Genomic DNA, 13,966 nt, shown 5'->3' with positions numbered 1-13,966 from the left:
ATTATAACCAGTATACGATTCTTGAGCGATATTTAGTCAACACTAAGGTTGAGACCATCAACATAATAATAGAGGTTATTATTGTGTAAAACCATATAGTTACATCTGGTACAGTTCCCATTAATGGTTTCCTGAGCATCTCCATAAAGTAATAAAAAATATTATAATCAACAAATTCCTTTCTTCCCTTTGGTAATTGTTCCGATGTCCAAATGATGGGAGTTATAAAAAAACACAACGTTACCACACTTTGAACAACCGGTCCCATATCACGATATCTTGTGCAAAAAATGGCGAGAATCATACCTGTAGAAATTAATGAGATGGATGTTATTACAATTGCAGGTATAAAAAGGAGAATATCAAGATTTACCGATGTATTGGTAAAAAAAATCACGAAAGGTATAATGATAAAATTATGCAACATAATCATAAACTGCCGATAGAAAACACGTAATATATATAAATATAGCGGAAGGTCAGATTGTTTAATAATTGATGCGGACTCATTAAATATTCCGCATGACTCATTAATAGTTGCTGATAGAAAGGCCCAAAAGATCATACCTAAAGTAAGATGCATGATAAAATTTTCGGAACCAGAACTGAACAGCGAACCGTAAAGAGGTCCCATCGCTGATATGGTGACCCCCATCGAAATCGTTATCCAAAAAGGCCCTAACACCGATCGCCGGTATCGTCCCAGGACATCATTCCAACCTAGCGAAATCCAAAGTTGGTGCCTGGCCAGAGCTTCTTTCAAATCATTCATTGTTTCCGTGTCACCTTTACCTGAAGAACTTATTCTTTAACGATATGAAAATATAACTTATTTATTTTCTATAATATTTACATACTATTTATCTAAACACTGACCTACTTCATAAGCACTTTATGGTGTTAGCAACCAATAGTGTCTTTATAAATTTGCAATGTCTTATTAATGACTAATATGCTGGAAAACAATTCCTTTACACGTTTTCTTCCATTCGCCCCCATCTCTAAGCGAATCTGTGGATTTTTTAACAAATACTCTAATTCTACCGCTAACTCCTGAGCTGAATTACTTTTCACGATCAACCCATTATAGTTATGAATAATTAAGCTATCACATCCGCCGGTATCATAAGCAATACATGCACGTCCTACAGATGATGCCTCTAATAAAAGCCGTGGTACTCCTTCCGGATAAATAGATGGTAATGCAACGATATTCGATTTCTGAATAAGCTCATATACATTCGAAGAGCGTCCCAGCCAGTTAATTAGTCCTTCATTATGCCAGTGATGAATGAGCTCCAAAGGGATAGCATCTTTATCGTCCTCGGCCAATATACCTGCAACATTTAAAACAAAATGAATATTTTTTTGTCTGAGGATCTTTTTTGCTTCAATGAGATCGCCAAGACCTTTACTCCATAACATTCGGCTTGCAAAAAGGACTATCGGTATCTCATGTTTTTTCTCTATAGAGAATTTATAAATATCCGGGTTAATTCCAGCACCTTCGATAACGATAGTTTTATGATAATCAATACCTACTAAACGCGATATTTTTCGTCGATCTTTATCATGTTCAAAAATAAAAACGCTACGCTTATTACCGGCAATATATTTGTAAACCAAAACGGTTAACGCACGCAATATTCTCATTGGCACGGTATTATATAAAAAGATTCGACCAAGTCCGACAAAGCTGATAACAACTGGACTATTACTTCTCCTGGCGCTAACCCCACCAATCAGGCAAGGTTTGAGCGTAATACAATGCAATAAGTCAGGATTAATCTCTTTAATAATTTTCCGAGCGTTAAGGAATGCTCTAAAAAAAACAAACATATTAAATGACTGAGCAACAAGAGACACATTGTGACAAATAAAACCAAGCGTTTTGAATTTTTTTATAATCTCTTCACCAATAAAATGACTTATGATATGAATTTCATAACCCGCATCCCTTGCCGCTATCGCACGTTCTGTCCAATGTAAATCAAAGTACCAGTCTGAATTTACAAAATAACATAACCTTTTCATCTCTTCGTCCTGCTAATGATATTTCCCACTAATACCTTTAAGTCCATGAAGTATTCCCTGCCAGATAAAATATAGATAACGAAATTTCTTACGCTGCCATGGTAATATGGCGAGATATTTAGAGAGGCGTAATACTATAGAAAGAACACTGAATATCCTGGGAACGGGTAAAAGTTTTCTCAGCAGCAACAAATTTCTACAAAGATAATATACTTTCCATTCGGGGCAGATACACCTTCCATGAATAGAGATATCATGAATAAATTTAATTTCTGGGGAGTAACGAATTTTCTGCCCGGACAATACTAGCTTATAACCAAAGAAAAAATCATCATAATAAAGGAAAAGTTCATCATGGATATCGTTAAGATGGTTATTCAATACCTTTCGATCAATAATCATACCAACGAATGACACAGTTTGAACATCAGTAACCTGAGTTCTTACTGGAGAAAACCGCTCTGGGCGTATCACATAATAAATAGTCTCAAACACCGTAGATGGAACCCTGATGAAAGGCAAATTCATCCGACAAGACCGTCCATAGGTGTCCTGAACTCGCGACGCAAATATACGGTATCTTGAGGTATCTAATAACGAGAAATGTTTTAAAATATTAATTTCCGGGTAAGCATCATCATCATAGAAAAATACCCAATCGGCATTACTATATGAGCATATATATTGACTACCTACTTTAAATCCGCCAGCACCACCAAGATTATCTTTAAGATTAAGTATCGTGATGCCAGGTTCACTTAATGAAGAAAGCCATTCCCTTGTACCGTCGCTTGAGCCATTATTAACGATAACAATAGAGGAAAAACCCGCCTTAACAGTCTCTCGCACACTTTTTTTTAATTTTTCAAGACGGTTAAAAGTTACGATTAGCGCTGTACACTTCATCAAACGGTAACTGTAAAAGCTGGCATTTCTTTTTGTTCATATAGCGACGTTAAGTATACGTCCGCCGTCTGTAATGCTTCAGCTATCGTGATGTCCATATCGAGATAACGATAAGTGCCAAGACGACCAATGAAAGTAATATTTTTTTCTTTTTTAGCCCGCGACAGATATTTATTCAGTAAATCCATTTTATCTGCCCTGCGAACAGGATAGTAGGGTATATCACCAGCTTCACATTCCCGACTATATTCTTGATAACATATTGAAGCTTTATGTCTCTCCCACGGAGAAAAATATTTGTGCTCAGTAATCCGAGTATAAGGAGTATCTATTGAACAATAATTCATTACTGCGCATCCTTGATAATCACTCTGGCAAATTATTTTTTTAAAGTCTAATGTACGATATTCCAGTCGGCCATATTGACAGGAGTAAAAGGCATCCAGCGCGCCACTGAAAAAAACATGATCATAATCTGTCCGCATTTCCTGAGTGAAGGAGCGACATAGTTCAACAGCGATATTTTCGTGTTCGACAATGGACTTGACCATTTGTGTATAACCAAATTTTGGTATTCCCTGAAACTTATGATTGAAATAGTTATCATCATAATTAAAGCGAACAGGGATACGTTTCAATACAGAAGCGGGTAACGCGGAAGGATGAAGCCCCCATTGTTTAATGGTATAACCTTTAAAAAAGGCTTCATATAACTCTTCGCCAATGAAACGCAAGGCCTGTTGCTCAAAATTTTGTGGTTCCAGAATGGTGCTATCACATTTTTGAAGCAGTAATTTCCTGGCGTCATCAGGTGAGCAGGCGACACCAAAAAATTGATTGATGGTATGAAGATTGATAGGTAAAGAAAATACCTGACCATTTACTGTGGCCTTAACTTTATTGATATAAGGCATCATCTCAGCGTATTTATTTACATAATTCCATACAGTTTCATTATCAGTATGAAAAATATGAGGACCATAAACGTGCACCATAATACCCGTGTGCTCATCTCGGGCATCATAAGCGTTACCACCGATATGCGAACGTTGATCAATAATATTGACTACATGTCCCTGCTCGGCTAACTGGCGTGCTATTACTGCGCCTGAAAGGCCCGCACCTACAATTAGTATCTTTTTACGTTGCATTATTTTTGTCACTCTGTTCGCAGACACAGATAATATTAGATAGTTTATCCAGAACCATTTTCATTTATATCAGAAGGGTAAAGTGAAATTTACTCAACGCATCCAGATAATTCCACGCTACCGCCACAGCGCGTAAACCCTCGCACTGATTACAGATTCATTAATGTCACACGTTATGCGGTATTTCCGGACAACGATGATTGCCATATTTATTTTGTGAAGATAACTCATTCAGAACGCAACATTATGGGTCTGAATACCGCGCGGCATGATGTAAATATGCTGTCAGCATAAATCCGGTGCGTTACCGGCCCCAGTTTTTACCAACCCACTCTGTTGACTGATGTCCGGGCCGACGTCCGGTATCCTTATTCTTACCGCATCAGATAGCGGTACTCCTGTCGGGATATCCCAGCGTTGTTTCAGCGTCTGCTCCGCGAGCCAGACCTGCCTCACGCCGGTTCCCAGCATACGGGCCGTCATTTCCGGGCTACAGCCTGACAACAGTAATCCCAGCACCCGCCGTCCCTGTTTTGGCAGACGCTCTGACAGTAACCTGACCAGCGTGCGGCTGTTTATCTCCATCACCAGCTCCGGCACGCTCAACGCGCTTTTCATCTCCTCCTCGTAAGGCGATGTCTGTAGTGATGACCATATGGCAAGCTCAGCCATTCTGGCCAGAACCCTTACCGACATGGCGCGTTTAATCAGCCTCAGATGGCGGAAGTAACCTTCCACGCTGACGTCAACCGGTAAAAACGCGTTACTGCTGCAAAAAACCACTGTCCGCGGATAACGCTGAAAAACCTGTTGCCACAGCAGAAGCTGGGTTGATGGCCGTCCGGCGGATATCACCATCGCGCCGGGCCACCGACGCAACCGATCCAGCAGCCCTTCTGGTGTCCTGAGACGAACGCAGTCCTCCACGCAAAGGCCACCGGTATCCGGAAACTGCGCAGGATTTTCGCCTGACTGACAAAACATAATCAGCCGGAGAGGCGGCAGTACTCTGGTTAACGTCTGCATATCAGTACGTCAGAACCTGATACAGGCTGAACAACGCTGCGACGGTGGAGACCGCCAGCAGGAGCAAAAATATTTTCGCCCCCATACTGTACCGGCACTTACTGGTGCCCCCCCTTCCGGTGGATATTTCCGCATATTCTTGCGTCATCAGATTGTTCTCCTCTGGCCATTGCCGACCCGGCACTGCGCCAGCAACGGCAGCTTCGTGTTGTGGAAACAACATGTCCGCACCCTTTCGTGGACCGGGAGCCATTCCATGTCTGTATGAAAAATGACGTCTGGCCCTATCTAAACACAGCACTCTGACACCCTGTCCGGTTCTGCTTTTCGGCTGCACAGGCCGTCAGTCCCCCTGGTAGTAAATGCTCCTGCCGCAGGGTAATTCTGCCCTGTGCGGAGTACAAAATGACAAATAGAAAACACAGTAATCTATTGATTTATATGTTGATTATGTAAATCAGCTTTCCCTGAACAGATTTCTCTGTGATTTAACAATATGATTCAAAAAGTAAAATAAAGGATTTAATCCTTTTATATGATAATTAATCAGCATTAAATATTATTTAATACGTTTTTTTAATACTTAAAATTAACATTTTGTGCAGGCAGGACAAAAATGGATACAGCATAGTGCTGGTTGGACCAGGTGAATTTTCCCTTAGTTTTTTTATTGTTATATGGATAACTCCTTAATAAGCAAGAGATTACGATTGCATGACTCTTGTGTGGAAGGGGTAAATCTGAGAGGATGATGAAAGCGCGAAGCGGACTTAACTTTTTGAATCAGAACGTACGGTTATACTCGACGTTTTTTTCGCCATATTCCATGAAAACGCCCGGCGTTACTTGCGGTGTATCTTACGGTGTGCTGGATATTCCTGTGCCCCAGATAGTCCTGTATGAGTCGTGTATCAATCCCTTTATCAGCAAGGGCGTAGCCGCAGGCATGTCGCAGCATATGAGGATGTGGCGCTATCGTTAATTCGGCCAACCGCCCTGCCTCACGAAGTATGTAAAAAAATTGTTGCCTGCTGAGCGGATGCCGTCGTAGCGACAGGAACAGCCAGTCTCCGTCAGCCCCTTTCTCAAGATACTTCCTGGCCCTGAGCCAGCTTTTCAGTACGTTATACTCATCGGGAAGGAGGGGGTGACACGTTGAAAAGCCATTTTTGAGGCGCCGGATATAAAGCTGTCTTCCTGCAAGATCAATATCCGACAAGCGCAGCCCCAGCAGCTCACTGGCCCGGAAGCCGTGAATAAACGCCATCAGGATTAAGCAGCGGTTTCTTTCCGGGAAGGGCATTCTGTCGGTCGCTGACAGCAGTTTTTCAATCTCTTCTTGCGTAAGATATTTTCTTTTCACAAAACAAATCCATCATAACAAAATGAGTAATATACTAAAAAATCACTGATCAGATGAGTTTAATTTTCGCTAAAAAAGTTGCTATGCGTAAACAGCTTAAAATCCATATAGCTGGCAATCTGGCACGCTATCCATGACGTGATAGTGAAACAGCGAATCAATCTGGCTTCAATCTCCTGATAAGTCGTCATGATGAGGAATATAAATGCTAAAAATGAGGCTATCGTGAGGTAAATCAATCAGAAAGGGGTAATAAAGAGTCAGGTAGTTTACCCGCCCCGGAGGTTTGATTAGATGGCGATAGCTAACAATATCATAATGATTTTCAAAAACTCTGCTGCTAACAGCAATAAGCTCATCATACTGGCTATTACAGCATCACTTGGTTATTTTTAAAATAATATATTATAAGGGGATTTATATAGTATTGAATAAATCCCTCTTCCTGACATTAAGAGAACAGAACACGATAATTTTTAGCAGCCGTAATATAATAGCTTCAATCGTCGGGCTCTCAGGCAATAACGTGTATATTACGCGCATTGAACGCGGCGCGTAACCTGCGAGCGAATGCAAGCGCATACTCGCCGTCGCCATGAATGCACACCGTTTGCGCCGTAACAGTCGTCCACACACCAGTAACGCTTTTCACTCTCCCGGCTTGTACCATATCCAGCGTTTGCGCCAGTGCCTGCTCTTCGTCGTGAATCAGCGCGCCAGGTTGCATGCGCGGCACCAGGCTACCGTCGGCCTGATAGCCGCGATCGGCAAACACCTCCTGCCGCGTCACCAGACGATAGCGTTCACCGGCCCGGATCAGCTCGCTTCCCGCCAGTCCAACCAGTATCAGTGACGGATCATAGTCGTGTACCGCTTTCGCAATCGCCTGTGCCAGATGGGGATCTTTCGCCGCCTGGTTATAGAGCATACCGTGCGGTTTGACATGGCGCATCACGCCGCCTTGCGCCTGGACAATCGCCCCCAGCGCGCCGATTTGGTACAGCGTCTGGGCGTATACCGTTTCCGGCGGCAAAACCATCGCCGTCCGCCCAAAATTATCCCGATCCGGAAAGCTGGGATGCGCGCCGATCGCCACGCCGTTTTTCAGCGCCTCGCGCACGCAGGTCAGCATGGTTTGCGCATCACCGGCGTGAAAACCACAGGCGATATTGGCGGAGGAGACCAGCGTTAATAATTCGCTGTCGCTGGCGCAACCTTCGCCCACATCCGCATTTAAATCAATGTTCATGCTGAAGCCGCCAGGTAAGCTGTTCCAGATAGCGCTGACGCTCATGGCGCGCGTTGAGCGCCTCTTCCAGCGAACATTGCACAAAATGGATCGGTTGTCCTAGCGGGATCTGCGCCAGATGGTACATATCTGCCTCGATGATGCAGGCAATGCGCGGATAGCCGCCAGTTGTCTGGGCATCATTCATTAGCACAATAGGTTGGCCGTTGTAAGGCACCTGCACGACACCGGGCAGCAAACCGTGCGACAGCAGTTCGCGATCCGTTGTCCGCGTTAACGATTGTCCCTGCAAACGATAGCCCATGCGATTACTTTGCGGACTGAGCTGCCATGGCGAACGCCAGAACGCTTCTTGCGAGGCGCGATCGAATTCACGGTATTCCGGCCCCGGCAGCGCACGGATGCGATTCCCCCACAGTAACTGCTTCACGCCCTGCGGCCCGCTAAACTGTCGCGATGGTTTACCCGTCGCCAACCGATCGCCATCTTTTAGCAGCCGTCCTTCCAGCCCACCGATACCGGACTTCAGATCGGTACTACACGATCCCATCACCTCCGGCACAGCAATACCGCCCGCCACCGCCAGATAGCTACGCATCCCGTGAAGCGGTCGATGCAGCGTAAGACGTTGACCCGCTTTTACCGGCAATCGCCAGCCTGTCCAGACCGGTTGATCATCCAACTGCGCTTCGCAGCCTGCGCCGGTAAGAGCGAACCAGGTCTCATTTTCAAATTCGACAACCAGTTGACCGAGAGTGATTTCCAGCGCCGGGGCATTCGCATCGTTCCCGACCAGGAGATTAGCGGTCTGAAAGGCGGGTTTATCCAGCGCACCGCAGTGACTCAGCCCCGACTGACGAAAGCCGTGACGCCCGCTATCCTGCACGGAGGTGTAAATCCCCGCGCGAATAATATTCAGCATATTCCCTCCTTTTGCGGCACAAAGCGTACGCTATCGCCAGGGCGTAGCAGAACCGGAGGCTCCCGCATCGGATCGAATAACTTCAACGGCGTGAGGCCGATCAGCTGCCAGCCGCCCGGCGTGGATAATGGATAAATACCCGTCTGCGCGCCGCCGATGCCGACAGAACCGGCCGGAACCTGCAGGCGCGGCTCCGCGCGTCTGGGCATATGGAGCGGTTCTGGTAAATTCCCAAGATAGGGAAAGCCAGGCTGAAAGCCTAAAAACCAGACGACATATTCAACGGAGGCATGTAGCTCCACGACCTGCTTTTCACTCAAACCGCTGTGCCGTGCCACCGCCGCCAGATCCGGCCCGCCTGCGCCGCCATAGATCACCGGGATCTCAACCGAACGCGAGTCCGGCTCCAGCGCCTCGCTCTCTTCCCACCAGCGCTGCAGACGCTCAATCGCATCCAGCGCCAGGGTTTGCGGTTCCCGCAAGATCACGGTGATATTGTTCATCCCGGGAATGGCTTCCACCACGTTCGGCATATCGACCAGACGCTGCGTCAGACGCCAGATGCGTTTCTGGCTCGCCAGCGTAATCGGCGGTTCAAGTTCCAGGACGACCGCCGTTTCGCCTAACAGATAACAACGCGCTCGCTGCACTTTATTACCTCTCAGTTATGCCGGGTTAGGGATATCAATAAACGTCACATCCAACGCCGTGTTTTCGTTCAACCATTCGCTCAGGGCGCGAATACCGCCGCGTTCAGTGGCATGGTGCCCGGCGGCATAAAAATGCAGCCCCTGTTCGCGCGCGGAATGAATGGTCTGTTCAGACACCTCGCCGGTAATAAAAGCATCCACGCCGAAGCGGGCGGCGCTATCAATAAAACTTTGCCCGCCGCCGGTACACCAGGCGACACGCTGCACATTCTCTGGCCCGGTATCGCCGCACCATAGCGGTTTACGCCCCAGACGCGCTTCAATCCATGAGGCCAGTTCCAGCCCCGGCACCGGCATTGAGAGCTCTCCCCACGGCACCAGCGGCTCAATTTCTCCTTTCACGGTAATGCCCAATAGCGCCGCCAACTGCGCATTGTTGCCCAGCTCAGGATGCGCATCCAGCGGCAGATGCCAACCGTAAAGGTTAATATCATTTGCCAGTAACGTTTTTAAGCGACGGCGTCTCATCCCGCGAATAACCGGAGACTCGCCTTTCCAGAAGTAACCATGATGAACAATGACCGCATCGGCCTGCAAACGCACCGCCTCATCGAGCAGCGCCTGACTTGCGGTCACGCCGGTAACGATTTTCTGTACCGTCTCTTTTCCTTCGACCTGTAAACCATTCGGCGCATAATCGCTTATTGCCGCACTGTTCAGCTTGTCGTTAATCAGTTGTTCCAGCTCGGTGTTTTTCATCATCGCTCCCTTTAACCCACGTTCTACTTTCCCGTTACGGGTTCAGCCTCCGTTAACATAGCCTCCCGTTAGCCGTTCGTCGATAAACATTTGTTTGACACATCAAGAAACAATCACCCCCGGGTTTGGCGCAAATTACTTAGCAAAACACGATCGGTTTCATGTATATTTATGCAATCAGAACGCATATTGCAGAAAAAATCAGTTCTGTATCATGTTGGTAACTTTAAGGAAACACGGCGATACGGCAGGCTTAATAAGCCCACAAAGAAAGGCATTATCTGAGAATGCCGCGTTCTTGCCGCAGCGTCTCTATCCCGGAAATACGATGAATAAACAAGCATCTCAACCCCGCGCTATTTACTACGTTGTCGCCCTGCAAATTTGGGAGTACTTCAGCTTTTATGGTATGCGCGCCCTACTGATTCTTTATCTCACCAATCAGCTAAAATACGACGATAACCACGCCTATGAGTTATTCAGCGCTTATTGTTCGCTGGTCTACGTAACGCCGATTCTTGGCGGCTATCTGGCGGATAAGGTGCTTGGCAACCGAATGGCAGTCATGCTGGGCGCATTTTTAATGGCTATAGGTCATTTAGTGCTGGGCGCCAGTGAGATCGCGCCGACATTCCTTTATCTGTCGCTGGCGATCATTGTCTGCGGCTACGGCCTGTTTAAATCGAATATTAGCTGCCTGCTGGGCGAACTGTACCAGCCGGAAGATCCGCGCCGCGACGGCGGGTTCTCGCTGCTTTACGCAGCGGGTAATATTGGTTCGATCGTGGCGCCTATCGCCTGCGGCTATGTGCAAGAGGAGTACAGTTGGGCGATGGGCTTTGCGCTCGCTGCCATTGGTATGCTTGCGGGGTTAGTGATCTTCCTGTGTGGAAATCGTCATTTCACCCACACCACCGGCGTTAATAAAGCCGTGTTGTGCGCCAGAAACTACCTGCTGCCGAACTGGGGCTGGCTGTTAATTTTGCTGGTAGCGGCGCCGTTGCTGATTACCGTTCTGTTCTGGAAAGAATGGTCAGTCTATGCCTTAATTGTGGCGACCGCGATCGGCCTGGTCGTGCTGGCAAAAATTTATCGTCAGGCGCAAACGGCCAAACAGCGCAAAGAACTGGGGCTGATTGTCACCCTGACCCTGTTCAGTATGCTGTTCTGGGCGTTTGCCCAGCAGGGCGGCAGTTCTATCAGCCTGTATATCGACCGCTTTGTGAACCGCGATATTCTGGGCTATTCCGTTCCTACCGCCATGTTCCAGTCGGTGAACGCCTTTGCCGTGATGCTGTGTGGGGTCGTCCTGGCCTGGCTGGTTAAAGAGAGCGTAAGCGGTAATCGCACCGTGCGTATCTGGGGCAAATTCGCGCTGGGTCTCGGTCTGATGAGCACCGGATTCTGTATTCTGACCCTGAGCGCACGCTGGTCCGCCGCTTACGGACACTCTTCAATGCCGCTAATGGTGCTGGGACTGGCGGTGATGGGCTTTGCCGAGCTGTTTATCGACCCGGTCGCCATGTCGCAAATTACGCGCATTGATATCCCCGGCGTCACCGGCGTATTAACCGGAATTTATATGCTGCTGTCCGGCGCGATAGCTAACTATCTGGCAGGCGTCATCGCTGACCAGACCTCGCAAAGCGCCTTCGACGCCAGCGGCGCGGTTAATTACGCCATCAACGCCTATGTGGATGTTTTTGAACAGATCACCTGGGGCGCGTTAGCTTGCGTAGGGGTTGTCCTGCTGATTTGGCTGTATCAGTCCTTCAAATTCAAAAGCCGCGCGCTGGCCGTCGAATCCTGATAGCAGAATGCCCGGTAGTTTGCGCTACCGGGCCTGTATCACGCCCCTTTTCTCGCCGCCTCATAGGCGGAAAGCGTTGCGATTCTCGCCTGTTTGTGCTCCACAATAGGCCGAGGATAATCAAGCACGACTCCCGCTTTTTCCGCCCACCGCCACGGCTCGTGAATCGCTTTTCCAGGGATATCGCGTAATGCCGGTAGCCACTGGCGGATAAATTCGCCGTCGCGATCGAACCTCTCTCCCTGAGTCGTGGGATTAAAAATACGAAAATAAGGCGCGGCGTCAGTACCGGTTGAGGCGGCCCACTGCCAGCCGCCATTATTGGCGGCAAGATCGCCGTCAATAAGCTGCGACATGAAATAGCGCTCCCCCAACCGCCAGTCAATCAACAGATCTTTTACCAGAAAGCTGGCGGTAATCATGCGTAAACGGTTATGCATCCAGCCCGTCGCATTAAGCTGGCGCATCGCCGCATCGACAATGGGATAACCGGTTTCGCCTTTCTGCCATGCCTGAAAATAGTGCGGGTTTTCCTGCCACGCGACGCGTTTTGTCCAGCGGATAAACGGCTGGTGTTTGCATAATGCCGGATACCAGGTCATTAAATGACGGTAAAATTCCCGCCAGATGAGCTCATTCAACCAGACGCTTCCCGGCCCGCCGTCCAGCGCCTGCGGCTGCTCCGCCAGTAATCGGTGCAGGCACTGTCGCGGCGACAGGCCGCCCGTCGCCAGGCTGGCGGAAAGCCGACTGGTGCCGTCGACCGCAGGGAAATCCCGCCGTGACTCATACCCGTCTGCGCCCTGCGCGCAAAACTGACGTAGCTGCGCGATGACCGCGTTTTCTTCCACCGGGAAAAGCGCGGCGTCAAACGCCTGTTGCGGGTAGTTAAGCGAGACTGGCGTTAAGGGTGTAGAAAGCGCGCCGCTCACCCGGATCTTCGGGGCCGGAACGCACGGCGGAATATCCTCTTTTAGCCGTTTCAACCAGGCGTTTTTAAACGGCGTAAAAACTTTATACATTTCATGATTGCCGGTCATCACCGCGCCGGGCGCAAGAATCACGCTATCGTCAAAGCCTTCGCAGATGACAGATGGCAGCGTTTTTTCCACCGCCGCATCACGCTGACGCTCGTTAAACTCATACTGATAGTTATAAAACAGATGGCTGACGTCATGCTGCCGGCAAACGTTTTTAACCGTCTCAATACTGGCGTTAAAATCCGCCACTTCATGAAACAGCAGCGGAATCCCTTTCTCTGCAAGGGCCGTCTGTAGCGCATTGAGCTGCGCGCTGATGAATGCCGCCTGCCGCGGCGCCATATCATGGGCCTGCCACTGCGCGGGGGTGGAAATATAAAGCGCCCGCACCCGCGCGGATGCATCGCGGCAGGCGGCGGCCAGCGCAAGGTTATCCTGTAAACGCAGATCGCGCCTGAACCAGACTAAATGGGTGGGCATACAACTCCTGAAAGATAAAACGTCACGGCGAATAGCGTTAAACAGTGTAGACCCTGGCGCATAAAAAAACCGCCAGCGTGGCGGCTGACGGTTTTTTCAGGCTGGTCGCGATTAATAAAAGTCGCAGGTGGCTTTTTCAGCCTGCGCCATCCATACCGGTTTATCACTGGTTTTCGACCAGACACGGTGCAGATAACTATAAAAACGCGCGCGGTCTTTCCAGAAGAGCATCACCGGCAACGCCAGCACGCCTGCGGTCACCGCGAAAGCACGACGGGCAAAAATGACATGCGCCGGATAGTCTTTATAGTGTTCCATACGTTTCCCCCCTTTATACCGACGCTACCCGCCCCGGTATAGATTGAATCGGTGAATAGCACCGAAAAATTGAACCTCGTTACCTGATTAAAATAGTACCGCTTTCGGTGTAATTTTACTACTCATCCGACCACTTATTTTCACGCTTTTCCAGCAGATTTACATTCAAAGCGTAAATTAGTTACAAAAAGGTTAAATTAATACTAACCATTAGTTAAATAATGGTCTTTGCCATTTTTATACTTTTTTTACACTCCGCCCGCCAATTTTTGCGAAATCTTTGCAGCCAAAAAATTACCTTTCTCAGGAGTAAAACAA

General features: G+C 48.0%; 15 protein-coding genes. 1 reads left to right on the top strand and 14 read right to left on the bottom strand.

Translation table 11 applies throughout. The features are described 5' to 3' along the window. Position 1: 1 nt before the first annotated feature. The 12 genes from ACH0VJ_RS16345 to ybgI all read right to left on the bottom strand — a co-directional run bounded on the left by ACH0VJ_RS16345 (position 2) and on the right by ybgI (position 10,060). Entirely contained in the window at positions 2–772 is a 771-nt protein-coding gene (locus ACH0VJ_RS16345; RefSeq protein ID WP_000998823.1) for an ABC transporter permease, read from the bottom strand. A 128-nt stretch (positions 773–900) separates the two neighbouring features. Beyond that, positions 901–2,034: a glycosyltransferase family 4 protein gene (locus ACH0VJ_RS16340; protein ID WP_000824905.1), complete on the bottom strand. Its 1,134-nt coding sequence runs from the start codon at positions 2,032–2,034 to the stop codon at positions 901–903. Between the two features lie 12 nt (positions 2,035–2,046). Beyond that, complete coding sequence (locus tag ACH0VJ_RS16335; RefSeq protein WP_000973919.1) at positions 2,047–2,943, bottom strand: glycosyltransferase; 897 nt, start codon at positions 2,941–2,943, stop codon at positions 2,047–2,049. Next, positions 2,940–4,091 (bottom strand): UDP-galactopyranose mutase, encoded by a 1,152-nt coding sequence (glf, locus tag ACH0VJ_RS16330; protein WP_001537041.1) that lies wholly within the window; start codon positions 4,089–4,091, stop codon positions 2,940–2,942. Before glf ends, ACH0VJ_RS16335 begins: the two co-directional genes overlap by 4 nt. Positions 4,092–4,376: 285 nt before the next feature. Beyond that, complete coding sequence (locus ACH0VJ_RS16325) at positions 4,377–5,117, bottom strand: hypothetical protein (protein ID WP_001194237.1); 741 nt, start codon at positions 5,115–5,117, stop codon at positions 4,377–4,379. A gap of 1 nt (position 5,118) precedes the next feature. Then, positions 5,119–5,454: a hypothetical protein gene (locus tag ACH0VJ_RS16320; RefSeq protein WP_001182680.1), complete on the bottom strand. Its 336-nt coding sequence runs from the start codon at positions 5,452–5,454 to the stop codon at positions 5,119–5,121. A gap of 459 nt (positions 5,455–5,913) precedes the next feature. Next, positions 5,914–6,480, bottom strand: coding sequence for a tyrosine-type DNA invertase (locus ACH0VJ_RS16315; RefSeq protein ID WP_000824704.1), 567 nt, complete (start codon positions 6,478–6,480; stop codon positions 5,914–5,916). Positions 6,481–6,539: 59 nt separating this feature from the next. Then, positions 6,540–6,671 (bottom strand): hypothetical protein, encoded by a 132-nt coding sequence (locus ACH0VJ_RS16310; protein ID WP_001521652.1) that lies wholly within the window; start codon positions 6,669–6,671, stop codon positions 6,540–6,542. A 323-nt stretch (positions 6,672–6,994) separates the two neighbouring features. Further along, positions 6,995–7,729, bottom strand: coding sequence for a 5-oxoprolinase subunit PxpA (gene pxpA / locus ACH0VJ_RS16305; protein ID WP_001017923.1), 735 nt, complete (start codon positions 7,727–7,729; stop codon positions 6,995–6,997). Further along, complete coding sequence (gene pxpC / locus ACH0VJ_RS16300; protein ID WP_000932043.1) at positions 7,719–8,651, bottom strand: 5-oxoprolinase subunit PxpC; 933 nt, start codon at positions 8,649–8,651, stop codon at positions 7,719–7,721. Before pxpC ends, pxpA begins: the two co-directional genes overlap by 11 nt. Then, positions 8,645–9,301 (bottom strand): 5-oxoprolinase subunit PxpB, encoded by a 657-nt coding sequence (gene pxpB, locus ACH0VJ_RS16295; RefSeq protein ID WP_001188371.1) that lies wholly within the window; start codon positions 9,299–9,301, stop codon positions 8,645–8,647. Before pxpB ends, pxpC begins: the two co-directional genes overlap by 7 nt. A gap of 15 nt (positions 9,302–9,316) precedes the next feature. Next, the gene (gene ybgI / locus ACH0VJ_RS16290) at positions 9,317–10,060 is read right to left on the bottom strand and encodes a radiation resistance protein YbgI (protein WP_000798855.1); all 744 of its coding nucleotides are present in this window, start codon (positions 10,058–10,060) and stop codon (positions 9,317–9,319) included. 328 nt (positions 10,061–10,388) lie between these two features. On the opposite strand from ybgI, the gene ACH0VJ_RS16285 reads away from it, so the two are divergent. Then, a complete protein-coding gene (locus ACH0VJ_RS16285; RefSeq protein ID WP_001041125.1) occupies positions 10,389–11,870 on the top strand; it encodes an MFS transporter in 1,482 nt (493 codons plus the stop codon). A gap of 38 nt (positions 11,871–11,908) precedes the next feature. Here ACH0VJ_RS16285 and phrB read toward each other — a convergent pair whose 3' ends face one another. Beyond that, a complete protein-coding gene (gene phrB, locus ACH0VJ_RS16280; RefSeq protein ID WP_001142035.1) occupies positions 11,909–13,330 on the bottom strand; it encodes a deoxyribodipyrimidine photo-lyase in 1,422 nt (473 codons plus the stop codon). A gap of 111 nt (positions 13,331–13,441) precedes the next feature. Beyond that, positions 13,442–13,648 carry a YbfA family protein gene (locus ACH0VJ_RS16275; protein ID WP_000401435.1) on the bottom strand — a complete coding sequence of 69 codons (207 nt, stop codon included), beginning with the start codon at positions 13,646–13,648 and terminating at the stop codon, positions 13,442–13,444. Between the last annotated feature and the right edge of the window lie 318 nt (positions 13,649–13,966).

The organism is Salmonella sp. 2020_1459 (assembly GCF_043847915.1).
Taxonomy (GTDB): Bacteria; Pseudomonadota; Gammaproteobacteria; order Enterobacterales; family Enterobacteriaceae; genus Salmonella; species Salmonella enterica.
This window is presented reverse-complemented; position numbering and strand designations above follow the sequence as displayed.

Excerpts from the sequence above, each read along its gene's own strand:
- ACH0VJ_RS16345 (WP_000998823.1), bottom strand. The coding sequence starts at position 772 with ATGAATGATTTGAAAGAAGCTCTGGCCAGGCACCAACTTTGGATTTCG.
- ACH0VJ_RS16340 (WP_000824905.1), bottom strand. The coding sequence starts at position 2,034 with ATGAAAAGGTTATGTTATTTTGTAAATTCAGACTGGTACTTTGATTTA.
- glf (WP_001537041.1), bottom strand. The coding sequence starts at position 4,091 with ATGCAACGTAAAAAGATACTAATTGTAGGTGCGGGCCTTTCAGGCGCA.
- ACH0VJ_RS16325 (WP_001194237.1), bottom strand. The coding sequence starts at position 5,117 with ATGCAGACGTTAACCAGAGTACTGCCGCCTCTCCGGCTGATTATGTTT.
- ACH0VJ_RS16310 (WP_001521652.1), bottom strand. The coding sequence starts at position 6,671 with ATGACGACTTATCAGGAGATTGAAGCCAGATTGATTCGCTGTTTCACT.
- pxpA (WP_001017923.1), bottom strand. The coding sequence starts at position 7,729 with ATGAACATTGATTTAAATGCGGATGTGGGCGAAGGTTGCGCCAGCGAC.
- pxpC (WP_000932043.1), bottom strand. The coding sequence starts at position 8,651 with ATGCTGAATATTATTCGCGCGGGGATTTACACCTCCGTGCAGGATAGC.
- ybgI (WP_000798855.1), bottom strand. The coding sequence starts at position 10,060 with ATGAAAAACACCGAGCTGGAACAACTGATTAACGACAAGCTGAACAGT.
- ACH0VJ_RS16285 (WP_001041125.1), top strand. The coding sequence starts at position 10,389 with ATGAATAAACAAGCATCTCAACCCCGCGCTATTTACTACGTTGTCGCC.
- phrB (WP_001142035.1), bottom strand. The coding sequence starts at position 13,330 with ATGCCCACCCATTTAGTCTGGTTCAGGCGCGATCTGCGTTTACAGGAT.
- ACH0VJ_RS16275 (WP_000401435.1), bottom strand. The coding sequence starts at position 13,648 with ATGGAACACTATAAAGACTATCCGGCGCATGTCATTTTTGCCCGTCGT.